26 protein-coding genes and 1 pseudogene are annotated in these 23,708 nt (G+C 63.0%); 18 read left to right on the top strand and 9 right to left on the bottom strand.

The window, feature by feature from the left end; translation table 11 throughout:
• Nucleotides 1–809 precede the first annotated feature (809 nt).
• The 6 genes from PVW48_RS17790 (at nt 810) to PVW48_RS17815 (ending at nt 4,936) form a co-directional block, all read left to right on the top strand.
• Nucleotides 810–1,379 (top strand): helix-turn-helix domain-containing protein, encoded by a 570-nt coding sequence (locus PVW48_RS17790; protein WP_274582293.1) that lies wholly within the window; start codon nt 810–812, stop codon nt 1,377–1,379.
• 98 nt (nt 1,380–1,477) lie between these two features.
• A complete protein-coding gene (hdhA, locus tag PVW48_RS17795) occupies nt 1,478–2,245 on the top strand; it encodes a 7-alpha-hydroxysteroid dehydrogenase (RefSeq protein WP_274582294.1) in 768 nt (255 codons plus the stop codon).
• A 74-nt stretch (nt 2,246–2,319) separates the two neighbouring features.
• Nucleotides 2,320–3,114 (top strand): SDR family oxidoreductase, encoded by a 795-nt coding sequence (locus PVW48_RS17800; protein ID WP_274582295.1) that lies wholly within the window; start codon nt 2,320–2,322, stop codon nt 3,112–3,114.
• A gap of 14 nt (nt 3,115–3,128) precedes the next feature.
• Nucleotides 3,129–3,836, top strand: coding sequence for a hypothetical protein (locus PVW48_RS17805; RefSeq protein ID WP_274582296.1), 708 nt, complete (start codon nt 3,129–3,131; stop codon nt 3,834–3,836).
• 12 nt (nt 3,837–3,848) lie between these two features.
• Complete coding sequence (locus PVW48_RS17810; RefSeq protein WP_274582297.1) at nt 3,849–4,331, top strand: hypothetical protein; 483 nt, start codon at nt 3,849–3,851, stop codon at nt 4,329–4,331.
• Nucleotides 4,328–4,936: a MarC family protein gene (locus PVW48_RS17815; RefSeq protein WP_274582298.1), complete on the top strand. Its 609-nt coding sequence runs from the start codon at nt 4,328–4,330 to the stop codon at nt 4,934–4,936. Before PVW48_RS17810 ends, PVW48_RS17815 begins: the two co-directional genes overlap by 4 nt.
• A 64-nt stretch (nt 4,937–5,000) precedes the next feature.
• On the opposite strand, the pseudogene PVW48_RS17820 reads toward PVW48_RS17815, so the two are convergent.
• Nucleotides 5,001–5,453 (bottom strand): annotated as a pseudogene (locus PVW48_RS17820) (DDE-type integrase/transposase/recombinase); the annotation flags it as partial.
• Between the two features lie 488 nt (nt 5,454–5,941).
• Between PVW48_RS17820 and PVW48_RS17825 the strand changes: the two are divergent.
• The 4 genes from PVW48_RS17825 (at nt 5,942) to PVW48_RS17840 (ending at nt 10,959) form a co-directional block, all read left to right on the top strand.
• Nucleotides 5,942–6,154, top strand: a complete 213-nt coding sequence (locus PVW48_RS17825) for a helix-turn-helix domain-containing protein (protein ID WP_274582299.1) — start codon at nt 5,942–5,944, stop codon at nt 6,152–6,154.
• A gap of 170 nt (nt 6,155–6,324) precedes the next feature.
• Nucleotides 6,325–7,992, top strand: coding sequence for a site-specific integrase (locus PVW48_RS17830; protein ID WP_274582300.1), 1,668 nt, complete (start codon nt 6,325–6,327; stop codon nt 7,990–7,992).
• Entirely contained in the window at nt 7,985–9,061 is a 1,077-nt protein-coding gene (locus PVW48_RS17835; protein WP_274582301.1) for a tyrosine-type recombinase/integrase, read from the top strand. The genes PVW48_RS17830 and PVW48_RS17835 overlap by 8 nt, the downstream gene beginning before the upstream one ends.
• A 137-nt stretch (nt 9,062–9,198) precedes the next feature.
• The gene (locus PVW48_RS17840) at nt 9,199–10,959 is read left to right on the top strand and encodes a recombinase family protein (protein ID WP_274582302.1); all 1,761 of its coding nucleotides are present in this window, start codon (nt 9,199–9,201) and stop codon (nt 10,957–10,959) included.
• A 249-nt stretch (nt 10,960–11,208) separates the two neighbouring features.
• Here PVW48_RS17840 and PVW48_RS17845 read toward each other — a convergent pair whose 3' ends face one another.
• A complete protein-coding gene (locus PVW48_RS17845) occupies nt 11,209–11,691 on the bottom strand; it encodes a GNAT family N-acetyltransferase (protein WP_274582303.1) in 483 nt (160 codons plus the stop codon).
• Nucleotides 11,692–11,737: 46 nt separating this feature from the next.
• Complete coding sequence (locus PVW48_RS17850; protein WP_274582304.1) at nt 11,738–12,517, bottom strand: helix-turn-helix domain-containing protein; 780 nt, start codon at nt 12,515–12,517, stop codon at nt 11,738–11,740.
• A gap of 127 nt (nt 12,518–12,644) precedes the next feature.
• Here PVW48_RS17850 and PVW48_RS17855 point away from each other — a divergent pair, with 127 nt between their 5' ends.
• Complete coding sequence (locus PVW48_RS17855) at nt 12,645–13,085, top strand: hypothetical protein (RefSeq protein ID WP_274582305.1); 441 nt, start codon at nt 12,645–12,647, stop codon at nt 13,083–13,085.
• 70 nt (nt 13,086–13,155) lie between these two features.
• Here the strand turns inward: PVW48_RS17855 and PVW48_RS17860 are convergent, their stop codons facing one another.
• The 4 genes from PVW48_RS17860 to PVW48_RS17875 form a co-directional block, all read right to left on the bottom strand.
• Nucleotides 13,156–13,584, bottom strand: a complete 429-nt coding sequence (locus PVW48_RS17860) for an ABA4-like family protein (RefSeq protein WP_274582306.1) — start codon at nt 13,582–13,584, stop codon at nt 13,156–13,158.
• Complete coding sequence (locus PVW48_RS17865) at nt 13,581–14,033, bottom strand: glyoxalase superfamily protein (protein WP_274582307.1); 453 nt, start codon at nt 14,031–14,033, stop codon at nt 13,581–13,583. The genes PVW48_RS17860 and PVW48_RS17865 overlap by 4 nt, the downstream gene beginning before the upstream one ends.
• Nucleotides 14,030–15,418: an MATE family efflux transporter gene (locus PVW48_RS17870; RefSeq protein ID WP_274582308.1), complete on the bottom strand. Its 1,389-nt coding sequence runs from the start codon at nt 15,416–15,418 to the stop codon at nt 14,030–14,032. Before PVW48_RS17870 ends, PVW48_RS17865 begins: the two co-directional genes overlap by 4 nt.
• 183 nt (nt 15,419–15,601) lie before the next feature.
• Nucleotides 15,602–16,516, bottom strand: a complete 915-nt coding sequence (locus tag PVW48_RS17875) for a LysR family transcriptional regulator (RefSeq protein ID WP_274582309.1) — start codon at nt 16,514–16,516, stop codon at nt 15,602–15,604.
• A 149-nt stretch (nt 16,517–16,665) separates the two neighbouring features.
• Here PVW48_RS17875 and PVW48_RS17880 point away from each other — a divergent pair, with 149 nt between their 5' ends.
• The 7 genes from PVW48_RS17880 to PVW48_RS17910 all read left to right on the top strand — a co-directional run bounded on the left by PVW48_RS17880 (nt 16,666) and on the right by PVW48_RS17910 (nt 21,884).
• Nucleotides 16,666–17,286, top strand: coding sequence for a class I SAM-dependent methyltransferase (locus PVW48_RS17880; RefSeq protein WP_274582310.1), 621 nt, complete (start codon nt 16,666–16,668; stop codon nt 17,284–17,286).
• A gap of 34 nt (nt 17,287–17,320) precedes the next feature.
• Nucleotides 17,321–17,989, top strand: coding sequence for a DUF2306 domain-containing protein (locus tag PVW48_RS17885; RefSeq protein ID WP_274582311.1), 669 nt, complete (start codon nt 17,321–17,323; stop codon nt 17,987–17,989).
• Nucleotides 17,990–18,034: 45 nt separating this feature from the next.
• The gene (locus PVW48_RS17890; RefSeq protein ID WP_274582312.1) at nt 18,035–18,439 is read left to right on the top strand and encodes a DUF6326 family protein; all 405 of its coding nucleotides are present in this window, start codon (nt 18,035–18,037) and stop codon (nt 18,437–18,439) included.
• 107 nt (nt 18,440–18,546) lie between these two features.
• Nucleotides 18,547–19,122, top strand: coding sequence for a hypothetical protein (locus PVW48_RS17895; protein ID WP_274582313.1), 576 nt, complete (start codon nt 18,547–18,549; stop codon nt 19,120–19,122).
• 83 nt (nt 19,123–19,205) lie between these two features.
• Nucleotides 19,206–19,727: an AAA family ATPase gene (locus tag PVW48_RS17900; protein WP_274582314.1), complete on the top strand. Its 522-nt coding sequence runs from the start codon at nt 19,206–19,208 to the stop codon at nt 19,725–19,727.
• Nucleotides 19,728–19,832: 105 nt separating this feature from the next.
• Nucleotides 19,833–20,306: a GNAT family N-acetyltransferase gene (locus PVW48_RS17905; protein WP_274582315.1), complete on the top strand. Its 474-nt coding sequence runs from the start codon at nt 19,833–19,835 to the stop codon at nt 20,304–20,306.
• Nucleotides 20,307–20,726: 420 nt separating this feature from the next.
• A complete protein-coding gene (locus PVW48_RS17910; protein WP_274582316.1) occupies nt 20,727–21,884 on the top strand; it encodes an aminomethyltransferase family protein in 1,158 nt (385 codons plus the stop codon).
• A gap of 39 nt (nt 21,885–21,923) precedes the next feature.
• Here the strand turns inward: PVW48_RS17910 and PVW48_RS17915 are convergent, their stop codons facing one another.
• Both PVW48_RS17915 and PVW48_RS17920 read right to left on the bottom strand, forming a co-directional pair.
• The gene (locus tag PVW48_RS17915; protein ID WP_274582317.1) at nt 21,924–23,051 is read right to left on the bottom strand and encodes a DUF418 domain-containing protein; all 1,128 of its coding nucleotides are present in this window, start codon (nt 23,049–23,051) and stop codon (nt 21,924–21,926) included.
• Complete coding sequence (locus PVW48_RS17920; RefSeq protein WP_274582318.1) at nt 23,048–23,608, bottom strand: TetR/AcrR family transcriptional regulator; 561 nt, start codon at nt 23,606–23,608, stop codon at nt 23,048–23,050. The genes PVW48_RS17915 and PVW48_RS17920 overlap by 4 nt, the downstream gene beginning before the upstream one ends.
• Nucleotides 23,609–23,708: the final 100 nt, after the last annotated feature.

Below are 23,708 nucleotides of genomic sequence, written 5' to 3' on the forward strand. Positions count from 1 at the left end.
GACTCTACCTCAAACTGGAGGAAGAAGCGGCTCTCAGATCACTCACTCGAAGGAATGCAGTGTCTTCATCGAGGAGCGCTGAGCCCAACTGCTCATGTGGAAGCACGAAGGACTTCGGCCCCTCTTGCTTCCACAGTGCTTCCACGGCGGCTGGAAACGCAAACGCCGGCCCGGAGGGCGGCGCATAAGCGTTTGGAAACGAGTAAAAATTTGGTTGCGGGAGGGCGCAACCGCCGTTGCCGAACGAAGCTGAGATGCACCTTGCACCGTTAGTTTTGCGCCTTGTAACGGATCGGGCAACCCCGTGCACAAAGCCAATCCGAGCTATCACTGAACTCGCGCTTCGAGCGCAGAGCTTGGCAACAAGGTGGGCGGGAAGCCGACTTTCGCTGCGCCTGCGTGCCGTACTGCTGCATTATGAAGGGCCGTGGCGCGGCCGGTGTGGCTACGCTGGGTGCTAGGGGCGTTAAGGTTTCGCACAGAGGGCCATCTCCGAAGCATAGTCTGCCATTTTTACCCCGGTGCCGCATTCCGACACGCTGCGCTGTGCGTTGATCGCGGCCGCTCTGTGCAGGATCGCAGTCACGATCTAGGCCCGCCCTGAAGACTGACGCGCGAACATAGTTGAGCGTTGCCACCTCCTTGACGCACGCGGCGCACCGCCTTCTCAGTCTTTCCGATCGCGATTGTCTTGCTACCGCAAGGGCGGACGATTGCGGATATGTCTTCTGTTAACACCCACGGACTGCGCTTAGGGTAAAGAGATCAGGTGAATTGCTAGCTGAAGCGAGTTAGACGGATAGGTACACTTGGGCCAGTCGGTCAAATCGAAAGAGGATGTCAGTTTGGCAAAAATGATCACAAGCCACGGCGGCTCGCCTCAGCACTCTTTCCGGGCCGACCGGAACGCTGCGGCGTTCGAGAGCCATTATTTCGATTACCAGTACATCTTCGTCGAGTTCTTGATCGGTCATATGATCGACGCGGTGGGCGCTTTCGACGGGGATTATCAGGAGATGCTGGTGTTGGCGGTTATTGGGCAAGCCCGGCTGGGCGCCGTGCGTACTGCGTCCAGCCCGGGCTCAACTCTGCCGGACATCGAGGCTGCCAAAGAAAGCACCAACGCGTCCAGGATCGCAGACATCACCAATATCCCGCGTCAGACAGTCCGACGCAAGCTGGCGTCACTCGAGACGCGCGGCTGGATCGAGCGGGATGACGCCGGGGCGTATCGGCTGGTGTCCAATGGGGACCAGTCCACTGCCCGCCGAGATCTTGCAGAGACGGATCGCCGGGCAATCGATCGCGTTGCACGGCTGGTCGCTGATCTCGCGACCATCGTCGAAAAGCATGAGCACCTGATCGCCAAGAGCAGATAGCGGTAGGTCGCGCCATGGTGCTCAAAATGAGCATCCCTTTCATGGTCAACCATTTCCGCACTGCTAGTTCGCACTCCAAAGGTGAAACGGAGACATGCATGTTCGACCCAAAGGCATTTCAATTGGAGAATCAGGTGGCCCTCGTCACCGGCGCGGGCGCTGGTATCGGCAGAGGCATTGCAGAGATGTTCGCCGGCGCGGGTGCCGCTGTTGTTGTCAGTGACCTGAAACAGGAGACTGCCGATGAGGTTGCCAAAGGCATCTTAGACACCGGTGGCAAAGCCGTGGGCATTGCCTGCAACGTGACCAAGGAAAGCGACCTTGAGGCCGCCGTTCAGACGGCAATCGATAATTTCGGCAAGCTGACCATCCTGGTGAACAACGCGGGTGGCGGTGGGCCAAAACCCTTTGACATGCCGATGGATGACTTCCGCTGGGCGTATGAAATCAACGTCTTTTCTGCCTTCCGCCTGACGCAACTTGCAGCACCGCACATCGAGGCTGCCGGCGGGGGATCAGTGCTCAACATTTCATCCATGTCAGCCGAGAACAAGAACGTGCGCATGGCGTCTTACGGCTCTTCCAAGGCCGCGATCAGCCATTTGACCCGCAACATCGCCCACGACCTTGGATCCCGGAATATCCGGGTGAACGGGATCGCGCCCGGCGCGATCCGGACGGCAGCGCTGGCCACAGTTCTCACGCCAGAGGTCGAGCAGGCGATGCTCAAGCACACGCCGATCAAGCGCCTCGGTGAGCCATCAGATATCGCGGGGGCTGCGCTTTACCTCTGCTCGCCTGCGGCAGCATGGGTCAGCGGTCAGATCCTGACAGTGTCAGGCGGCGGTGTGCAAGAACTGGACTGACACCTGAAGCGCATTCAGGCCGCCCGCGCCGCGCGCGGCGTGCGGCCCACTTCAGACAAATGATGGAGAAAACCATGAGCTTCGATGCTTTTGCAGAGTTTCGGCTGGACGGCCACAGTGTAATCATCACGGGCGGTGCACAAAACATTGGTGCCGGTATCGCAAAGACGCTGTCGGGTGCCGGCGCGAAGGTGATGATCGGCGATCTGAACGGTGAAATGGCTGCCGAGACAGCCGCCGAGATCGCCAGGGAGACCGGCAATGATTGCCGTGGCATGGCGTGCAACGTCACCTCGCAGGATGACATAAACGGGTTGGTGCAGGCCACGGTCGATACCTTTGGCGGCATCTCCACACTCGTCAACAATGTTGGCTGGGGCGGGCGCCAGCCAGACCCGACCGCAATTGCGGACGAGGAATTCATCACTTCCTACAAGCTGAACACAATCAGCGCCTATCGGATGAGCATGGCTTGTCTTCCCTATCTTGAGAAGGCCGAGAACGCTTCGATTACCAACTCGGGTTCGTTCTCTTCAGCGGTGCCAGCCTATGACATTCTGCCCTACGGCACGGCGAAAGCCGCGCTGAACCAGATGATGGTGTCCATGGCACACATGCTGAACAAACGGGTGCGCGTGAACTCCATCCTGATCGGCACCGTGATGACGGCGGGGTACGGCGATGCCGGCATTTCGCCCGAGATGCAGGAGAAACTGGCACATCCCGATAACCTGACCGGCCGCCCGGGCCGGCCCCAGGACATTGCCAATGCGATGCTGTTTCTTTGCTCGCCTGCCGCGGGCTGGGTCAGCGGTCAGACGATCAACGTGCACGGCGGCGGCGCTGTTGTGCGCCTCTTTGGCAGCTGATGGAGGGGCCGGCGATGCGCATATCTGCCCGCCTGCACGGTATTGTGCTTTCGCTGGCCCTCGTCGCTCTTGGCGGTGCGGGAGCCAGCGCAGAAGACTCCGGCGTTGTACCGACAACAGGCCCCGCCACCATGGATCAGGTCATGCTGCTGGTGTTTGCCGACCAGGGACGGAGCGTTGGCTATCAAAGCATGTTGTCCGGCATTCATCTGGAGACCATCAAGGCGCAGCTTGACCGAGACGCTGCCATCCTGGAACGCAACCGCGCCCTTTATGAGCGCAACGCCGTTTCCCTTTTGGAGCTGGAGGTTTCGCAACTCAAGGACGCGTGGAACAAGCTGCAACTGCAAGTCGCGGAAAGGAACCTGACTGCCGTTGCGGCGCAGGTGACGGCGATCAGCATGCTGAACGAGCATTTCGCGGGGACTCCCGTCGATTTGGGTGATCTTTACGCCGTCTACCTGCGCGGTTGGGATGCAGGCTGCGACAAGGGCCCGATTGAGGCGCGCGCAAATGAAGCGTGGATGGCCTATGCCGAAAAGTCGCTGGAACGCGCCCGGCAGTTGCAGGCACGTGGCAGCCTGTCCGAGGAAATCGTGCTTGCCCGCGAAGCCGACCTCCGCATCGCCACCGTGAATTTCGAACGCCGGTTCGAACGGCTTGATCGGTGTCGCGAGGTGTTCTTTCCCAGTTTTGACGACGTCGCTAAGGCAGGCCGGTGACAGGGGCAAACCATGACAACCACAAATTCATTGCCGGCTACGGGCCTAACCTTGACGAAGCACCAAATCCTCCAGGGTGCGGTGATCTCCGGCGTGATCAATGCCGTGATCAACGGGGCAATCCAGTACTTCCTGCTACGAAAGTCCATGCCGATGCCCCTCACCGTCGATTCGATCGGAACTGAGACACATACGGTCCTCGGGTCATCTGTGCCGTTGGCTGTTTCATTGGCGATGATTTTGACGGCAGTGGCGCATTTCACAGTCAAAGGTGCAAAAAAGCCATTCGTGCCCACGACCCTGTGGCTCGTCATCAAGCACGGTCTGTTCGCATTTGGTGCCGTGGTTGCGCTGGCTGTTGTCTGGCAGCGCGCCATGGGCACGGTAGAGGTTGGTCTCGGCAGCGCAGTTGTGCTTCTTGCTCTCGTCGCAGGTCTGGCCGCTGCCATAGTGAATTACATGACGATCACCGCTGTTGTCGAGGAACAGGCATGACCTCCGACACACTCGCGCAGATCCCTTGGGGTCAGCTGTTTGGGCTGCTGTTCATGACGATGGGACCAATTCGTGCCATCGCCGTGTTCTCGCGCGTCGGCTCGGATGATGCAGATCCAACGGTCAAGGCAATCGCCCGGCGCGCCAGCGCATTGGTTGCGGGTGCATTTGTCGTCGCGGTTGTAGTTGGTCTCGGGGCGCTAGGAGCGTGGGGCGTCAGCTTCCCGATCTTGATTGGAGCGGGCGGGGTGGCGTTGTTTGCCCTGTCGCTGCGGGACCTTTTGAGCCAGCCCGCCCCGGCGCGTCAAATCGATCCGTCCCAGGTCGACGCATCGGCCATCGCTTTCCCCGGGCTCTTTCCGCCCATTGCTGTCGTCGTGCCGCTCATCTTTGCGACAGCTTTTCCGGGAATTGAAAACAAGCTCGGCATCCTCGCCATGGGTCTGGGTTTGGTTACGCTGAATTGGCTGCTCATGTTGCGGTCAAAAGCGATCCTGCGTGCCGTAGGCCCAGTACCTCTCCAACTTTTTGGAGCGGTGTTTGGCGTCCTGCAACTCGCATTGTCACTGCAATTCATGTACGATGCGGCATTAATGTTGTCGTGAAGTCGCGACGTTTGCATGGCGCGCGGCCCGGTGCGCTCGGTGGCAAGCCGACGCCTCTGATAGTGTTTTTGATCGTGCGGTTCACCCGCTCGACCCGGCTGTTGGTCCAGGGGTGGTTCGCCTTACTCAGCCGGTGCTCAATCCCATGCTTCTCACAAATCATGTAGAACCGCATCTGCCCGGAAGATATTGTGTTCCGGTTGCGTGGCTGCTCCGCGAACTGGATGCCGTTATCCGTGAGTATGGTGTGGATGCGATAGGGGACCGCCTTGAGCAGAAGCTCGAGAAATTACGACGCTGTCTTGCGATGTGCTTTGGCGACCAACTGCGTGGCCGCAAACTTGCTCGTCCGATCATTGCCGACGAAGAGATAGAGCTTGCCCTCCACGGTTTGAACCTCGGCGATATCGATGTGAACGTAGCCGATTGGGTAGCGCTTGAACTTCTGGCGCTTCGGTTTGTCGCCATCGACATCTGGAAAACGAGAGATTCCATGTCTTTCAAGACACGTGTGGAGCCTCGCGACCTGCCATTGGGCACAACGCTCAGCACGCTTCGCATTGGGTCGGTCTCGCGTGAGCACACGGATCCTCGTTTTCCGTACGGAAGGTAAACGAAGTTCCAATTATTTCGACCGATGCTATGGGCGCATGTTGGCGTGCGTTTGCTGGCATGCGGAAGACTTTGACCTGACACCAGCCCGCGAGGCTGGGCCGCAGGGAGCACTCTGGGCGATTGCACGCCCGAGGGAGCACTCGATGACGATGGTCCGGATCTCGGAAGAGATCGGTGCACATGTGCATTGAGTGAAGGCGTGCGCCTGCACCACCGGACATTGTCACGAGCGGTTCCCACTGGAGAGCCAAACGATGACGACAAGCACTGTCGCTCCCGAGGACCGTCTGTCCTCCCCTGATCCCTCTGTGCTGTTTTCTCTTGTGCGCCTTCTGGCGCGAGAGGCGGCGCGCAATGACTTTGCAACCCGTTGCACGGGGGAGGCGGACCATGACTGATTGGCCGTTTCCGCCCAACGCCTCGTACCTGAGCGTCAAGGAAGTCGCGCAGGTTTTCCGGGTCTGCCCGAAGACCGTGCGGCGCTGGATCGCGTCCGGTCAGCTCCCGGCCACGCGGCTGGGACGCGACTGGCGCATTGCCAGATCGGACCTGAGGGCGCTTGCCGCGGCCCGCGGAAAGACGGGCCTGGCCGATGTCCTCTAACGTCCTCTTCTGGCGTGGTTTTTCAGGCGGTCGGGAGAACGGGTCCGACAACTTCGGATACAAAACCACGCCCTTGATTTCCCGAATGTCCTCAAGAGGGCCGCCATGACCCCGCACGTCCCCCAATGTCCCCTCTACAGCAATGAAAGAAGTAAACCATGACTAAGCATATGAACATCAAACTGCCTATATCTCTGGCAGACGTTCTCGAGGCCCTGGAGGCCCATCCCGATCCTGACATGAAGCGCCAGAGCGCAAAGCGCTCAGCGATATCGCGCGTCTCCAAATTTCTCTATCGTCCCCCATCGGAGATCCCGACGGATATTCCGCATCTCCGCCGCCTGCTCGAGACGTTGCATCCCGTCCCCTGTGGGATCAAACCCAAATCGCTCAGCACGTTGAAGAGCGATCTGGCCGCGGCGTTGCGGGCCACCGGCGTGTTGCAGGATCGTGAGACCGCCCAGCCTCTGACCCCGCCCTGGGATCGATTTCTGGGAAGCGCGCACTCCTCCCATCAAGTTTGGGGGCTGCACCGGTTCGCGCGGTATTGCAGCGCCCGGTCCATTCAGCCAGCGGACGTGAGCACGGAAGCCGTCGAGGCGTTTCACGCGGAGCTTGACGCCACCCTGCTGACCGGGGATCCGGACAAGCACGTCAAGTCGATGATCGACACGTGGAACCATGTGATCCGGAAGTCCGGCCTTGATCTGCCGGTGTTGAAGCGCGCCCCGTCCACACGCTACTTGGCGCGCCCCCTGTCGGACTACCCGGTGAGCCTCCAGCAGGAGATCCAGGACTATCTCGACCGCGTCTCCCATCGGGATCTCTTTTGTGAAGACGGCCCCGACAAACCCCTGCGCGAGACAAGCCTGCGCAATATCAAAGCGCATCTCAGGCAGCTTCTGGATGAACTCGTCTCTGTGGGCCATGAGCCGTCGGAGTTCACCCAGCTCACCAAAGTGATCACGGCGGACAATCTCAAAACTGCCTTTCGCAAGATGAAGGCGAGGCGTGGCGGCGACGATATCCCTTCGGGGCTGGGCAATATCGCAGGAACCGCCATCGCCATCGCGCGGCACCATCTGAACGCGCCTGAGCAAGAGATCACGGCACTGAAGGCGATCCACAAACGGGTCGCAGGACCACCGGCTGGCATGAGCCGCAAAAACAGGGAGCGCCTTTCTCAGTTCAACAGCTGGGACAACCTCGAACAGTTGATGAGACTGCCGAGTATATTGATGTCTCGGGCGCAAGAGCGGCCTCTCTCCCGCGACAGCGCGCTGGCTGCAATGCACGCTGCGGCGTTCGTCATCTTGCTGAGTTGCCCGATGCGGATCAAAAACCTGGCCGGACTTGACCTGGACCGGCACGTGCTCCCGCAGCGCTCCGGGACCCACACGCTCTACACGATCCGTATCGAGGGGGTAGAGGTCAAGAACGGGGAGCCCATCGACGTCTTTCTGAACGCAGACAGTTCAAAACTCCTGCATCGCTACATCATGCAGTTCCGCTCGCAGGTTTCTCAGGCTGATGGCCGTGCCCTCTTTCCCCGCATGAGCGATGGGGAGCCCCGCTGCCCCAGCAATTTTGGTGGCGCACTCACGCAACGCGTTCGCCGCGAGACGGGCCTTTCGGTCAATCCCCACCTGTTCCGCCACATCGCGGCCAAGATGTATCTGGATAAGTGCCCGGGCAATTTCGAAGTTGTGCGCCGGTTGCTCAAGCACAAGCGCCTCCAGACCACGATGGATTTCTACGCGGAACTCAGCAACCAGTGGGCCCATGACCATTACGACAAGGTCGTGCTCTCCAAATGGAAGGGCAAGACCGATGTCTGACCCGATCCCGCTCGTTCTCCGTTTCTCTGACTGGCCCAAGGCGGATCAATCCGCCTGGGGGGAGCTCTTCGCAGAAGGGGATATATTCGACGGCACGGGGCCTTGCGCCAGCTGGTCGGAGGGCAGTCGCATCAAGCGGCGCCAGAGTTATGGACAGTGGCTTTCCTGGCTCACACGGCACCGCCCTGCCCTGCTCGAACAGCCGCCCGCAGATCGCGTCACGCGAGATGCGGTGCGCGGGTTCATGGACGAACTTGAGGCGCGGGTTCAGATCGGAACGACCAAGAACCTGATCAGTGACCTCTATGTCGTTACACGGGCGCTTCAGCCATCGACCGATTGGGGCTGGCTAAACACCGTGTCCAAGCGCCTGATACATCGGGCAGATCGCGAAAGCCTGCCAGCTGCCCCGCCCCTGTCGGCCGGCGAGATCCTGGCCAAGTGCCTCGCGGCTCTGGAGGAGGCCGAGACCTCCCGGCATACGAGCGAGATGAAGCAGGCGATCCGGTTCCGCGAGGCGCTCATGGTCGGCTTTCTGATTTCCCGGCCCGTGCGCCGCCGCTCGCTGTTGTCCATGACCACGGACCGGCACGTCCGACGGGTTGGGACCGGCTATGAGATCCACTTTTCCGCCGAGGACATGAAGGACAAGAAAGACCGTTGGTTTCCGCTGCCAGAGGTCCTCGCTGGTCCCATGAAGGTCTATCTGACCACCTATCGGGTCAAGCTCTTGGGCGGCGCAGACACCAAGGCGCTTTGGATCAACCAATACGGGGACGCCATCACGCCCGACGGTTTGTCACGCCAGTTTCCCAAGGTCACCGAGCGCCTTCTGGGCCACGCGGTGCGACCCCATGCGTTTCGCACCATCGCCGCGACCAGCATCGCCGAGCAGGACCCCGAGCATGTCAACATCATCCGCGACATCCTCGGGCACGCGACCCTCGATATGGCCGAGAAGCACTATAACCGCGCCACTGGCCTGTCAGCCTGCTCCGAGTACCAGGACCTGGTTCAAGCGATATTGAAGCGCCGCTCGGAGAAGCGACCCAAAGGCCGCCAGACGTGACCGAGGCACCCGCCAGGTGTCTCATTTTGCACGCTTTTCCGTTGCAACGGGTTGCAATCGAAAGTGGAAGACAGGGCCCATCCCATACCTATACTTGGATGGGCTCGTCTCGTGTACCAAACCGAAAGGCCCGACCCATGCGCGCCGCCATTTACGCCCGCTATTCCACGGATCTCCAAAGCGACAGCTCCATAGAGGATCAACATCGCCTCTGTGCCCGTTTGATCACCAGCAACGGCTGGAGGGAGGCCGAGACCTATTCGGACCGGGGTCTCAGCGGTGCGTCACACTTGCGCCCCGCCTACCAGCGTCTGCTGGAGGATGCGCGTGGCAACGCGTTCGATATCGTGGTCGCGGAAGGGCTCGACCGGATCAGCCGGGATCAGGAGCATATCGCGGCCTTCTTCAAGCAGATGCGATTCCAAGGCATTCCCGTGTTCACGGTGGCAGAGGGGGAGATCTCCGAGCTTCATATCGGCCTCAAGGGCACCATGAGCAGCCTGTTCCTCAAGGACCTCGCCCAGAAGACGCACCGGGGACTGGAAGGCAGGGTGCGCAAGGGCAAGTCGGCCGGGGGCGTGACCTATGGCTATGACGTCCTGCGCCAGATGCAAGCGGACGGGACCCTTGCCACGGGCGAGCGGGCCATCAACCCGGAGCAGGCGGAGATCGTGCGCAGGATATTCGCAGACTACAAGAACGGGCTTAGCCCGAGAGCGATCGCGAGCAGCTTGAACAAGGAAGGTGTCGCCGGTCCGCGCGGAACATGGGGGGCCTCGACGATCTACGGCAACCACCAGCGCGGCACGGGCATTCTGAACAACGAGCTCTATATCGGGCGCCTCGTCTGGAACCGCCAACGCTTCATCAAGGATCCGGCGACCGGCAAGCGCCAGGCCCGCCCGAACCCGCCAGAGGCATGGATCATCGAAGACGTGCCACACTTGCAGATCGTGGACACGGACCTTTGGGACGCCGTGAAGGCACGCCAACTTCAAACCCGGAACCTGGCCATAAGTGATGGAATCAAGAAGCTGGGTCGGGCAAGGCGCGCCCGGCATCTGTTTTCAGGCATGCTCAAGTGCGGCAGCTGCGGTGGTGGCTTTGTTCAGGTTGGCAGCCAATTCTATGGCTGCGCCAGTGCGCGGAACAAAGGGACATGCGACAACCGGCTCACCATCAAGCGAGAGGATTTGGAGGCCCGCATTCTCAGCGGCCTGAAAGAACAGCTTTTGCGGCCCGAGTTGATCGCCGAATATGTCCGGGCCTACCAGGAAGAGTTCAATCGTCTTGCGGGCACGGTGCGCAAGGAGCGCGCACAAAGCGAACGCAACTTGGCGAAGGTCAATCGCCAGATAGCCCAGATTGTCGATGCGATTGCCGAGGGGATGTTCCACATCAGCATGAAGGACAAGATGACGGCGCTGGAGGCGGAGAAGGCGCGTCTTGAGCATGTGCTGCGAGAGACCGAAGAAGAGTCACCTGTCCTTATTCATCCCGGTCTTGCGGATCGGTACCGTGCGCAGGTCGCGGGTCTGGAAGAGGCGTTGGCTGATCCGGAGCGTTCGGCGGACGCGGCGGAGGCGATCCGCAGCCTTTTGTCCGAGATCCGTCTGGTTCCGGCTGCGGATGCGTTAGCCATTGAACTCGTTGGCGAGTTGGCTGGGCTTTTGGGTCTTGGGGAGGGTCAGAATGCGAACGACCGCCCTTGGGCGGTCGGTTCGACAACAGTGGTTGCGGGAGGGCGCAGCAGACGATCCCGGCGGGCGGGACCGACAAAAGCAAAAACCTCCGCGGCAGGACCGGCGGAGGCATCGCAAGTATCGTTGGTTGCGGGGGCTCGCAACTCACGATTTCTGCGATTGGTGGAAAGCGTGGTCCCGCGGCTTGTGGCGTAGAAGGGGACACCGTGTCGTGCAATTGGGCCAAACATGCAGTTTCAACTCTGGCGACGACAAAAGGGAAAGCCGAGACATCCTGTGCACATGATCCGCACATGCAACCTGCCCAACCGCGTTAACTGGCTGCGGGTTCGTCCCGATCCTCCAGAAACGGCAGCCGATTGCCATCGTGCCCCTCGCGAAATGGACAATCGCAACTACCCGACCGCGCTGAACCATCCCTTGTCGATGATTTCAGGGGGACTTTCATGCGTGTATCAAATCCAGCCGTTTCTCCATCGCATAGTTGTGGATCGACACGCCGAGTAGCTGGAACTCCCTACGCGCCATCACGTGAAAGCCTTCGCGCAGAAAAAAGCGGCGAGCGGCCTCGCTCGCCTCGACGGTGAGCCGTTTGACACCGGCTGTCAGGGCCTGTGACTGAGCATGTCCGAACAGGGCCCTGCCGACGCCCGATCCCGCGACGTCGGGGTGACAATAGAAGCAATCGATGTGACCATCCGCTTCGAGCTCGATAAACGCCACGGGCACATCCTCGTTCGATACGGCGACCGTGACCGCCCTTCCATCCGAGACCCTCGCGTGGAAACGCTCTGCTGCAATCGGTGCCGGGCTCCACGCATCGAGCTGTGCAGCGCTGTAGTCGCGCGCGCCGATGGCATGGACAGCCTTGTGCAGTATCGCCGCCAGATGCCGCGCATCGGTCGGCCTATATGGTCTGATGATCATCCTTCCCTTCTCTTTGATGGCGGGGGGCTCTGGCGGGTGCATCGGATCAGGCGAAGCCGCCGCTCCGATCAAGCGCCTTCAGCGCCTGCCGCGCGGCTTTGTCGGCTGGAAACATCAACTCGATATGCAGGTCCGCGACCGCGATGTCCTCGGCGCCGCGAAACTGCGCGATGGTCGAGAACAGGCTGAGCCGCAGATCGCCCGCGCGATAGATCGTGGGCACAACCGGCGGAAGCGGCTCGTCGGGCTTCCACGCCGCCACGACCGGGTCGGCGGCAAGGCGCGCAGCGGCCTCGTCCAGTGCGGCGATGCCGCCGGCCTGCAGGCTTTCTGCCCGCAACCGCACCATCGCGTGATGTCCGACCTCGCCCCAGTTCTCCACGACGCCGGGGCCCCAGCCCGGCTCGGCCATCGCGTCGAGCAGACTGTCGCCCGGCCCGAGTCCCGCCAGCCCGAACAGGTGGCGCGCCGACCGGTTCAGGTCGCGCAGGCACCAGAGCCCGTCGAGGATCACGCCCGGATACGGCTCATGCCGGTCCAGAAGGCGCGACATGGCCGCCAGCACCGGCTGCAGGACATCGCTGTCCGGCGGCTCGGCCGCGTAGACCGGCGCAAAGCCCGCGGCGGCCAGAAGCCCGTTGCGCGCCGGCCGCGGCACGGCGAGGACCTCGGAGAGATGGAGAACCATATCGCGGCTGGGCCGCGACCGTCCCGTTTCCAGAAACGAGATGTGCCGGGCAGAAACCGATGCCTCACAGGCGAGGTCGAGCTGGCTGAGACGCCGCGTCTCGCGCCAGGACTTCAGCATTTCTCCGAACCTGGCCATCTCTGCGCCTCCTTCTTGGACGGCTAGCATTTCCGGATGCCGGCCGCACTTACCTGCAAGGTAATTGTGCGGATTACCCTCGCCTTGTCAGACAGACCCTGCCAACGGTTCACGGAAAGGATATGCAATGAACCCGCAGGAATTCGTTCTGAGACTCGGGGCCGCACTGGTCGTCGTCTTCGGCGTCGTCGTCTGGCTCGGATCCAACCCGGCGACGGTCGGCCTCCCCGCCTTCTTCGGCGATCTCATCTTCTGGCCGCTCGACGGTCTTCAGACCTCCACCACCCAGGAGGCCCACCTGCTCAGCGCCATCGGCGGCGGCATCATGGTGGGCTGGGGATTGATGCTGTGGGCTCTCGCCGGGGAGGGTCTGCGCATCGCGCCCGCCTTCGCGAAGCGGGCGATCCTGACCTCGGTCTGGGCCTGGTTCCTCGTGGACAGCCTTGGGTCGGTTCTGGCCGGGGCGCCCCTGAACCTCATCGGCAACCTCGTGTTCCTTGGCCTGCTGACGATGCCTTTCACCCGGTTCTTTGAGACACCGCGCGCAGCGACCTCGGAGCCTGGCTAGCGCGCCGTGCAGACGACCGAACGGACCGTCACCCACAACCGGGGTGACGGTCCAGAGGCCACGTTGGGTGTCATGGATGACGGGCGGCCGCCAAGCCGTGACCGGCCCGGACGAGCTGGAACAGGAGAAACCCGGCCGGCCCGAACAGGAAGGTCACCGGTAGGCACGGCGCGACCGACCAGAAGGGCAAACCATCGCGCCGCCCGCGTCGGCAGATCCACGCCCCGATCAGAAGGTCGAAGGCGAGGAAATGGACCCAACCCGCCATGAGGGCATCGACGTGCGAGAAGAGCGCGCGCACCTCCGCAAAGCTGCCAAAGCCGCCGCCCGGCGCGGGAAAGGCGAACAGGATCACGACGTAGCCTGCCGAAAGGATGCCGGGAAGAACCAGGCTCGCGATCCGGTCCGACCAGATCGGAATGAGCGGCGACAGCAGGAGCGCGGCCCAGCCGGCCATCGCCACCAGCCCGGCGAGCGCGAAGATCAACTCATGGTTCATGGGATGTCCTTTCCGGGCTGGTCGAGATCCAGCAGGACATGCGGCGTGCCGTCCGATGTCCGCTCCTTCGAGTGGCCTTCCGGGCCGACCTCGACCCGGATCCGCTTGCGGAGGTTCGAGAAGGTGTCGAAGCGCACCACGTCCACCGCCACGTCGAGGTCGAGCACCAGCCGGACCCAGCCGGGTCGCAGCTGCTCCGTCGACAGCACCGTCGCGGCGAAGGGCTGCGACAGGTAGCGCCCGGTCACCCGGCCGCCGGCCTCCCAGCCTCGCGGCGGCCGGTCGCGCAGCGCGGCGTGAAACGCGTTCCAGTCGCGGTAGCCGTGGGCTTGCGCGACCCGCTCCAGCGCCTGCGCGTGGCTGATCGCCTCGCCCTGTTCGGCAAGGGTGGCGCGCAGGTGTCTTGCTTCCTGCTTCGCTTCCGGGATCGTTGGCAAGTCGTGTATCATGCCCGCACCTCTTCAGTCGTGGTGAAGAGACCCCAGCGCAGGGACTGCGCCCGTGCGACCTGTGCCAGGACGAGGCCGGTCAGTCCGACCAGCAGGACCTCTGCCATCGGCGCCGCAAGCCAGATTCCGGGCTCTCCAACCGAGCCCCCGAGCGCGAAGGTCAACGGGATCGCGAAGAGATAGGGCTTGGACAGGCCCAGGATCGCCGCGCGGCCCGCATCGCCGATGGCCTGGAAATGCATGGCGATCATCATCAGCGGCCCGGCGGCGAAGAATCCCGCCGAGATCACCGGCAGGATGCGCGCGACCTCGCCGATGACGACTGTGTCCGAGACGAAGGCCGCACCGATCGGTTCCGCGAAGACCGTCATGCCGATCTGCAGCGCCAGGCAATAGCCGAAGGCCGCGATGACCGCTGTCAGAAGGCTCGCGTCGCTGCGGCGGAAAGCGCCTGCACCGAAATTGTTGCCCGTGATCGTCTGCATCGCGTGCGCCAGACCCAGAAGCGGCAGGAAGGCGAAGGTGATCAGGCGGGTGACGATGCCGTAGGCAGAGACAGTCGCGTCGTAGTTCGGCGCCTCGACCCATTGGAGGGCCGCGATGATCGCCCCCGACCCGAGCGCAAGTCCGAGGAAGTTGAAGCTCTGCGGCGCGCCGAGGGCGAGGATGCCCCGCCATCCCGACAACGGCGAATGGTGCCAGAGCGCGGACGGGCGCAACCCCGTCTCGCCGAAGAGGCGGAAGCTCAGGATGATGACGAGCGCCAGGGCCTGTGCCAGCGCCGTGCCATAGGCAGAGCCCGCCACGCCCAAGTCGAAAAGGCCGATCAGGACGTAGTTGAACCCCATGTTGCTGAGTGAGACGAGCAAGCTCATTGCTGCCATGAACATCACAAACCCCTCATTCCGGAGCGCGTCGGAATTGACCGAAAGAATGAAGATCAGGGGTGCGGCGAAGACCGTGATGCGCAGGTAGATCAGCCCCATCGCGGCAAGATCCTCCGACCCGCCTGCTGCCAAGAGGGCGACAGGCCGTCCGAAGGCAAGGAAGAGCGCGATAAGCACCAACCCCATGCAGGCTGCAAGACCATGCGCCGCGGAAAACGTGGCGCGCGCCTCCTGCACGCGCCAGGCTCCAAGCTGGCGGGCGAGGATGCTCGACATGCCCGAGGACACCAGTGTCGCCAGCGCGACGATCAGCATGTAGAGCGGAAACATCAAGGTGACGGCGGCCAGCGCCTGCGGTCCCGCGAAATGCCCGAGGAACAGGGCATCGACCACGGCGAGCGCGCCGTTCATCGCCATGACGAAGATGATGGGAAGCGCGGTGCGCGCGTAGATCGGGCCAAGCGGCCCCTCGAGAAATGAATTGGTCTGGGACGACATGACCCCGTTTTCCTTCTGGCGTGAGGTCGCGCAAGGACTGGACGGGGCCCGCATTACCATCCGCGCGACAGGTGCCGAGGATGACGAAGATCGTGTCTGTTACAGAACTTCACCGTGACGAATGTCGGCGGGCGGCAGGCGTCTGATGCCTTGGCGCCGTCTAGAGGGGCCGACGCACTCTTGTCAAGCGGAACGGCTTTTTCGCCCCACGCGCTCAGCAAGCCCACGCGCCAGCAGGTCGAAGACCACCCTGATGCGGCGGCTGGTCTGCAATTCCCGGTGCGTGACGAGCCAGATCGGGAACTCGAGGGACGGAAAGCCGGGCAGGACCTGCTCCAGCCCGGGCTCGGCGTCAGCGAGCGCTTCGGGAAGCATGGAGACGCCGAAGCCCGCCTTCAGCAGTTCCCACGCGACGATGCCGTTCGCACTCGACATGACGAAGCTCTCGGGGCGGACCGGCACGCCCATGTTGTGCAACGGGGCCATCAGGCGATCCGGATCGGCATTGCCGACGAAATCATGGTCGGCAATGTCGCGCGCCGTTCGCGGGCGGCCCGCCCGGTCGAGATAGTCCGACGCGGCATAGAGGTTGGCGCGGAAGTCCCCGAGATGCCGCGCGATCAGGTCGGGCTGCGCCGGCCGGACATGGCGGATCGCGATGTCGGCGTCGCGCTGCATCAGGTTCTCCATCTCGCTCGAGGCGAGGATGCGGACGCGGATTCCGGGCGCAGCCTCCCGCAACGGTTTCAGGACACCGGGAAGGATCACGGCGGACAAGAGGTCGGTGCCCGTGACCGTGACCTCGCCGGAGACGTCCTGGGACACGCCGTCGGCGACCATCGAGATCAGTGTCGCCGCCTCGCCCATCGCGCGGACGTGGTCGAGCAGGTCGCGACCCGCTTCGGTCAGCGTGAGCCCCCGGACGCTGCGTTCCACAAGGGTCACACCAAGCGCCTCCTCAAGACCGCCGATCTGACGCCCGACGGTGGGCTGGGTCGTCTTCAGCACGCGCGCCGCGCCGCTGAAGGAGCCTTCCTCCGCCGTCGCGAGAAAGGCGCGCACCTGGTTCCAGTCGAAGGAGATGGCCTGCCAGTTCATATACCGGCGTATAGCAGATGGACGAATTTCGACAATCGACCAATCGCAGGCGTATGGCGATACCGCTCTCGATACCGGGACGCGAACCGCCGACAGCTTCTGCGCGCCGCCCTGTCTATCTGAAAGCAAGCTCTTCGACGGAACGACCTATGGCCACTCAACTCTTCTGGGACCGCATCGCGCCCAAGTACGCCCGCAAGCCCGTGGACGATCCCGGCGCCTATGAGGAAAAGCTCGCGCTCGCCGCGTCGCTGCTGAAGCCCGGTGACCGTGTGCTCGAGATCGGCTGCGGAACGGGGACCACCGCCCTGCGCCTCGCGCCCAACGTCGCACATTACACCGCCACCGACGGCTCGCGCGCCATGATCGGCATCGCCGATGCGAAGCTAGGCGGCGACGCTCCCCCGAACGTCTCGTTCCACCACGCCGACGCCGGCGAGCTGATCGACGGAGCGCCGTTCGACGCGATCTTCGCGTTCAGCCTGCTGCACCTTGTCGAGGACATCCCCGCAGTTCTGGCAACCGTCCGTGCGCAATCGAAGCCGGGCGGTCTGTTCCTGTCCAAGACGGTGTGCACGAAGGCCGCCGCTTGGCCGATACGCGCGATGATCCCCGCGCTGACCCTGCTCCGTATCGCACCGCGCGTAACGCCCCTGAGCGAGTCGGACCTCGTCCGATATCTCGAGGACGCAGGCCTTACGATCGAGCGCGCATTGCACCTCGGCTCGAGGCGCATGAGCCCGATCATCGTCGCGCGCGCACCCGCCTGACGCCGTCCAAGCCGCTCTTCTGAAAGACCCAAGCATGCATCACATCAGACGTCGCGAATGGGCCTTCCTCGCCCTGATCGTCCTTTATTCCTTCATTCCGTCGGTGTTCGGCCTGCTCCGGATTCCCGAGCTTCTCGGCGGTCCCATGATCATCCCGCCGAACCCGCGCGCGGTGATCGATCCCTTGCCGATTGCTCTGCACATCCTCGGCAGTTCGATCTTCTGCCTCGTAGGTGCGCTACAGTTCCTGCCGAGCCTGCGGCGCCACCGCCCGGCTCTGCATCGGACCCTCGGGCGGATCGTGGCGGCGGCGGGATGCGTCAGCGCGCTCACCGGGCTCTGGATGACGGTGTCCTACGCCTTTCCCGATGCCTTGCAGGGACCGCTGCTTTATTGGGCCCGGGTCACGCTCAGTCTCGCGATGGTCGCTTTCATCGTGTGGGCCGTCGTCGCGATCCGAGCACGAGAGACCGCTGCTCATCGTGCCGCGATGCTGCGCGCCTATGCGATCGGCCAAGGAGCCTCGACACAGACGGCTCTTCTCCTGATTGGCATGATCTTCATGAAGACCGAGCCGCTCGGCCTCAATCGCGACCTCCTGATGGTCGGCGCGTGGGCCATCAACCTCGCGGTCGCAGAACTCTTCATCCGGCGCGTCTTCGCAACGCGTAGGCAGCCCGCGGCAATCTCCAGCGGGCCGTGACCCCAAGCCAAATGCCAGAAACCTCCGAACAAGGAAGAACCCAAAATGCGAAAGCTCGATCCACACACGCTCCTGTCCGCGCTTTGGCTGTTCATCCTGCTGAACATCATCTTCCGCGACATCCACCAGTTCGTGCTGAAGTCTCACCTCGAAATGCTGCTGACGGGCTACTACAACGGGATTCTGATCACGGACGAACTGATGCTGATGGGCGGCTTCTTCGCGCTCGTGCCCATCTCGATGGTCCTGTTCTCGCTGGTGCTCGAGCGGCGCTGGCTGCGGCCGGTGAGCGCGTTCGGGGTGATCTTCACCGCAGGCCCGGCCCTGATGGCGCCGCCCACCGACATGGACGATGTGCTCCATTTTGGCGTCGCGTTCTGCGCCCTCGCTGCCATATCCTGGATCACGTGGCGCTGGCGGGAAGACCAGTCAGAACCGGCACACCCATGAACCACAACGCCCCCACGAACGATGTTTGCGCGGCACCGGCCGGCCTCCGCCTTCGCAGATGCGGGCGCACGGTTCTCATCGTCCTCACGCTTGCCGCAGCCGCGAGCGTGGCGATCCAGCTGGACATCTCGCCGATGCTCTCGGCACTGCGGGACGAGGCATCGGCATCGCAGATCACGGGCTGGGCGCTCCTGTTGCTCTACACCGTTCTGCTCGTCATGCCCTTCGTGCCGGGTGCGGAGATCGGCCTTGCGCTCCTGCTCGTGTTCGGCGCTGCCATGGCATGGTCAGTCTATGCCGCAACGGTTCTGGCGCTGTCGATCGCCTTCGCGGTCGGGCGCCTTGCATCCCGATCTCGAAGCCCTGCGTCCTTCCGGAACATACCACTGGCCTCGGATGCGGCCACTTCGCTCCTGGAAGGACTGCGGAATCGCCCGTGGATCCACGGATTGATGCGTTTTCGGTGGCTTGCCCTCGCTCTATTGATCAACATGCCGGGCAATACCGTGATCGGCGGCGGGGGCGGCATCGCGATGGCGGTGGGGTACAGTCGGACTTTCACCTACCCGGCGTTTCTCGCCTGCGCGGCTGTCGCCGTGGCGCCGGTGCCGGCTCTCGTCCTGCTGGCCGAAGTCACGGGGTTCGGGGAGCGACTGGGCCGATGGTTGGGGCACTTCGTCTGAGCGCCACCGCGATCCGGAGCGCGCCTCGCGACTGCGGAGGCCCTTGGCGCTCAAGCGGCACTAGAAAAATGGAGACGACATAGATGTCCATCGAAAGCCCTGAACTGCACATCCTTTGCGGCAAGACAGCTTCGGGAAAGTCGACGCTGGCAGCCCGGTTGAGCGCGAAGCCAGACACGGTCCTCATCACCGAGGACGCATGGCTCGACGCCCTGTTCGGAGAAGAGTTGCAGACCCGTGAGGACTACGTCTCATGCTCGCGCAGGATCAAGGCCGCCATGAAACCGCACGTCATGGCACTCCTCCAGGCAGGCGTGTCGGTCGTCCTCGATTTCCCGGCGAACACGCGCGGCCAGCGTCGCTGGTTCAGGGAGATCATCGAGGCCACCGGCGTTGCGCATGTGCTGCACATCCTCGACGTCTCGGACGAGGTCTGCCTGGCACGGCTGCGCGCGCGCAATACCTCGGGCGATCACCCGTTCGTCGTGACAGACGCCCTGTTCCACGAAATGACCGGCTACTTCACGGAACCCGGGGCGGATGAAGGGTTCGCGATCTTTCGCCACGGCAAGGAAGTAGAAATACCTGAGGCGCCAGCACCATGACAGACCGAACGCTCACCCCTTTCCTGGAACCCGTGACCTGCACATGCGCGAAGGTTTGCCTTACAGCACACGCGACTCTAGGCGTCGATACCAGAGGACGTCATCTTGAGACGTGAAATCGCATTCGTTCGGCTGTCGGAGATCGCGCCGGCGGAAATCGCCGACCACATGTCCGATCTGCGCGTGGCAGAGCACATGCCGCTGCTGACCTTGGGCTGGGACGAAGCCGCGGCAGCCAGGTTCGTCGCCATGAAGGAAGCCTGCTGGGCCCGAGACGGGCTCGGGCATTGGGCCTTCCTGGCAGATGGTCGATATGTCGGCTGGGGCGGTTTCCAGAGGGAAGGAGACGAGTGGGATTTCGGACTGGTGCTGCGGCCAGACGCTTTCGGGCTCGGGAGGCTGATCGCGAGGAAAGCTATCGACTTTGCAGTTGCGGACGCGCGCATCCCTTTCGTGACATTTCTTCTGCCACCGTCCCGAAAGAACCTTGGCGCGCTCAACAAGCTTGGTGCGTACCAGGTGGGCGAGATCGAGTACGACGGGGCGACGTTTCTGAAGTATCGCCTCGAAACTGAATGACCGCTTCTTCTCGCTTGGCCAGAGTTCATCACGCGTTCAATGAAGACGGCTTACGTTACGAAGTCCTAGCCCAGCGAACTTGCCGGCGGAAATTCTGCGACCCAGCAGAGCGTTCGTTGGCGCCGAACAGATGACCTACGCGCACAGACCGACATGCCCACGACGCGGCAAGAAATCACGCGATCGAAACATAGACAGTGCCGCACACGAAACCTACCAACCAATTGAAATCTTGTGGAAATCACCTCCATCGATCACGAGAACGACGCCGATCGGACGCAACTCTACGCCGTCGCAGCTGGTTGCGGGGTGATTTGCACCCATGGGGCTAAGTCATTGATATTGCTTGGGTCGCATCAACGGCGATATCTCGCCGCTCGCCAAGACTGAAGAAAATCTGGCATTTCAGCGAGGCGAACCGTGAGCGAGTCCATCCATTCAGACGCCCGGAACACCGTCCGGGGCAGCGCCCGCAGGTTCGAGCAATCGCCGTTCCGCCACCTGTGGGAGACACCCGAGACGGTCATGGGCGTCTGTGCAGGGCGCTTCTATCCCACACTGAACGGCGAAGACATCGAGGCCTGCTACTGGACGCTGCGCCGCAAGGCGATGCTCTACGATGTGCCCGAACGGCCGGTCGAGATTTCCGGCCCCGACGCGGTCGCGTTCCTCGAGCGCATCTTCACCCGGCCCATCGGTAACCTGAAACCGGGACGCGGGCGTTATGCGATCGCCTGCGCCCATCACGGGGGCCTTTTCATGGACGGTGTGTTGTTCCGGCTGGACGACACCCGCTTCTGGTATGTCCAGCCCGACGGCGCGCTCGAGACCTGGGTTCTGGCCCATTCCGAGGGCTTCGACGTCACCGTCTCCGACCCTAGGTCGTGGGTTCTGCAGCTGCAGGGGCCGGCGTCCTTCGACATTCTGCGGGCGCTGACCGATGGGGCGATCACCGAGAAAATGGGGTATTTCCACGCAGGTTTCTTCACCATCGCGGGTCAGGAAGTCTACGTCTCGCACACCGGTTGGACCGGGGAACGGGGCTACGAGATCTACACCCAGGCCGACACGGACTGCCCGAAACTGTGGGACAGGCTCATAGCCGTCGGCACGCCTCAGGGCATGCAGTTCGGGTCGATCGCGTCCATGAATATCCGGCGGATCGAGGCGGGCATTCTCGACAATGGCACGGATTTCGACCTTTCCATGACCCCCTGGGAAGCGGGCCTCGGGGACTTCGTCGATCTGGACGCCAACGACTTCATCGGCCGCAAGGCCCTGATGACGACACCGCGCGGCCGACGGCTCTTTGGCCTGACTTGCGAACGTGTGCCCGGCTACCGACAGCCGATCCTGGACAATGACAAGGCCGTGGGGAACGTCACCGCCGGCGCCAGCTCGCCCTTCCTCGGCTCTTGGATCGGGTATGCGCGCATGCAGGACGCAGGCGACTGGGTCGGTCGCACGCTGACCGTTTACGATGCCGAGGGCACGCTCATGCCGTGCACGATCACCGATCTTCCCTTCTACGACCCCGAGAAACGCATTCCCCGTGGGCTCGACCGGGCGATCCCGTGATCTGCTGAAACACTGCACGATAGGCGAGACCCCCGGGCTTCACGCGGATGGCGCGGTCCCGAGCCGGGCATAGGTGATCCGTCGCAGGAGCCACTCGAACGGTCCGAGCGCGAAACGGGCCCGCCAGATCAGCAGCGCTCCAATCAGGAAGACCGTAACGACGAGGGCGATGGACACGGCGGACAACCGATCCACCGCGCCCCACAGGCCAAGCCCGTAGCCCGCAAAGATGGTCGACAGGATGATCGACTGGCCAAGGTAGATGCTCAGGCTCGAGCCGCCCGCGGCCAGCGTCCTCGCCATGACCGGCCCCGGCAGGCGTGAGAGTGCGGCTATCACGCCAAGATAGCCGAGCGTTGCGACCGGGGCGGCGGCCACCGTCAGGACGACGCCCGCCGCCGCTGGTCCCCATTGCAGGAGCGCCGCCCCGGCAAACCCCAGCGCCACGCCCGGCACAAGGCACCAGCGCCGCGCGCGCCGCCAGAGCGGGGCTCGCGCGTCGTCAATCATGCCGGATTTCACCGCCGCCAGCCCGAGGCAGAACCAGCCGAGCGCCGCGATGCCCTGGATAACGAGAAAGGACGGCATGACGAAGGCGAATCCGATGCTGCGGAAAAGGACAGCGTCGAGGAACCCGCCCTCGGTCAGAATGGCGCGCTCCATCGCGACGATGTCCGGCGGTGTCTCAGGGAGGGCGAGCAGCAGCGGAGGGGCGATAAGGGCCTGAAGGACGAGTAGCGCGACGCCGGCCCACACCAGGCTCCGCACCGCCCAGTCGCGGAACAAATAGAGGATGGATCCGGTGACCGCATAGATCGTCAGGATGTCGCCCGGGAAGAACAGGCAGCCATGCGCGATCCCGAGGATCGCAAGGCCGATCATGCGGTTGCGGTAGAGGCGCCCGAAGGGCAGCCCGCGCCACGCCGTCGAGCGCATCAGGAACCCCAGCCCGACGCCGAACATGAAGGAGAAGAGCCCGTAGGTCTTCAGGAGCGCCAGCCCGTTGACCAGCCACTGGGTGACGGCGTCCAGCGCCGTTTCGGCGCCCGTGTCCGCGAAGCTGCCGAGCGCCGAGAACGCGATGAACTGGACGTTGACCACGACGATGCCGAACAGCGCAACGAGGCGCAGGTAATCGGGCATCAGGGCGCGGGGCGATCCCGTCATGGGTGGGTGAACACCGACAGCGCGAGGGTCAGCATTTCGCGGATGCGGGCCTTGTCCTCGCCCGACGCACGCTGGGTAATGGCCAGCGCGATCTGCTCGCCCAGGTACTTCGCCCCGGCCTCGACCGGCAGCCCGCCTTGCCAGTCACCGGTATCGCGGGCCGATTGCAGGAATGCGGCATAGGCAGCCTGCCCGGCCGCGTCGATCTCCTCCACCCGCGCCCGCGTCTCCGGCCCCAGCCGATGCTTGCCCGCGCGCATCTTGTAAAACAGACAGCCGGTTTCCATCCGGGGATCGTCGCTGGCGAAGTCGACGAGCGCGTCAAGCGTCTGGCGCAACCCCGTCCCGCCGTGCAGGATCACGAACATCTCCGACAGCACCTGGTCGGCATAGCGGTCGAGCACCGCGCGCGACAGCCCGTCCTCGCTTCCGAACTCGCGGTAGAGCGAGGGCTTGGAGATGCCCGCCATATGGCAGATCGCGTTCACCGACACATCGGCCGGATCGCTGTGCCAGTAGGCGGTCATCGCGACGTCGAGTACCTTTTCGGCGTTCATCGTTCGCGGTCGTCCGCGCGCGGGTTTCGGGTCGGTTTCGTTCATTTTTATACTATCCGGTATTTTATGCCTTGACTGGGCATCGGAGATATTCGTACCA

Source organism: Dinoroseobacter sp. PD6 (assembly GCF_028807315.1).
Classification (GTDB): Bacteria; Pseudomonadota; Alphaproteobacteria; order Rhodobacterales; family Rhodobacteraceae; genus Dinoroseobacter; species Dinoroseobacter shibae.

Bases quoted from the DNA above. Each gene is read 5' to 3' on its own strand.
- hdhA (WP_274582294.1), top strand. From the start codon at position 1,478: ATGTTCGACCCAAAGGCATTTCAATTGGAGAATCAGGTGGCCCTCGTC.
- PVW48_RS17800 (WP_274582295.1), top strand. From the start codon at position 2,320: ATGAGCTTCGATGCTTTTGCAGAGTTTCGGCTGGACGGCCACAGTGTA.
- PVW48_RS17805 (WP_274582296.1), top strand. From the start codon at position 3,129: ATGCGCATATCTGCCCGCCTGCACGGTATTGTGCTTTCGCTGGCCCTC.
- PVW48_RS17810 (WP_274582297.1), top strand. From the start codon at position 3,849: ATGACAACCACAAATTCATTGCCGGCTACGGGCCTAACCTTGACGAAG.
- PVW48_RS17815 (WP_274582298.1), top strand. From the start codon at position 4,328: ATGACCTCCGACACACTCGCGCAGATCCCTTGGGGTCAGCTGTTTGGG.
- PVW48_RS17825 (WP_274582299.1), top strand. From the start codon at position 5,942: ATGACTGATTGGCCGTTTCCGCCCAACGCCTCGTACCTGAGCGTCAAG.
- PVW48_RS17830 (WP_274582300.1), top strand. From the start codon at position 6,325: ATGAACATCAAACTGCCTATATCTCTGGCAGACGTTCTCGAGGCCCTG.
- PVW48_RS17835 (WP_274582301.1), top strand. From the start codon at position 7,985: ATGTCTGACCCGATCCCGCTCGTTCTCCGTTTCTCTGACTGGCCCAAG.
- PVW48_RS17840 (WP_274582302.1), top strand. From the start codon at position 9,199: ATGCGCGCCGCCATTTACGCCCGCTATTCCACGGATCTCCAAAGCGAC.
- PVW48_RS17845 (WP_274582303.1), bottom strand. From the start codon at position 11,691: ATGATCATCAGACCATATAGGCCGACCGATGCGCGGCATCTGGCGGCG.
- PVW48_RS17850 (WP_274582304.1), bottom strand. From the start codon at position 12,517: ATGGCCAGGTTCGGAGAAATGCTGAAGTCCTGGCGCGAGACGCGGCGT.
- PVW48_RS17855 (WP_274582305.1), top strand. From the start codon at position 12,645: ATGAACCCGCAGGAATTCGTTCTGAGACTCGGGGCCGCACTGGTCGTC.
- PVW48_RS17860 (WP_274582306.1), bottom strand. From the start codon at position 13,584: ATGAACCATGAGTTGATCTTCGCGCTCGCCGGGCTGGTGGCGATGGCC.
- PVW48_RS17865 (WP_274582307.1), bottom strand. From the start codon at position 14,033: ATGATACACGACTTGCCAACGATCCCGGAAGCGAAGCAGGAAGCAAGA.
- PVW48_RS17870 (WP_274582308.1), bottom strand. From the start codon at position 15,418: ATGTCGTCCCAGACCAATTCATTTCTCGAGGGGCCGCTTGGCCCGATC.
- PVW48_RS17875 (WP_274582309.1), bottom strand. From the start codon at position 16,516: ATGAACTGGCAGGCCATCTCCTTCGACTGGAACCAGGTGCGCGCCTTT.
- PVW48_RS17880 (WP_274582310.1), top strand. From the start codon at position 16,666: ATGGCCACTCAACTCTTCTGGGACCGCATCGCGCCCAAGTACGCCCGC.
- PVW48_RS17885 (WP_274582311.1), top strand. From the start codon at position 17,321: ATGCATCACATCAGACGTCGCGAATGGGCCTTCCTCGCCCTGATCGTC.
- PVW48_RS17890 (WP_274582312.1), top strand. From the start codon at position 18,035: ATGCGAAAGCTCGATCCACACACGCTCCTGTCCGCGCTTTGGCTGTTC.
- PVW48_RS17900 (WP_274582314.1), top strand. From the start codon at position 19,206: ATGTCCATCGAAAGCCCTGAACTGCACATCCTTTGCGGCAAGACAGCT.
- PVW48_RS17915 (WP_274582317.1), bottom strand. From the start codon at position 23,051: ATGACGGGATCGCCCCGCGCCCTGATGCCCGATTACCTGCGCCTCGTT.
- PVW48_RS17920 (WP_274582318.1), bottom strand. From the start codon at position 23,608: ATGAACGCCGAAAAGGTACTCGACGTCGCGATGACCGCCTACTGGCAC.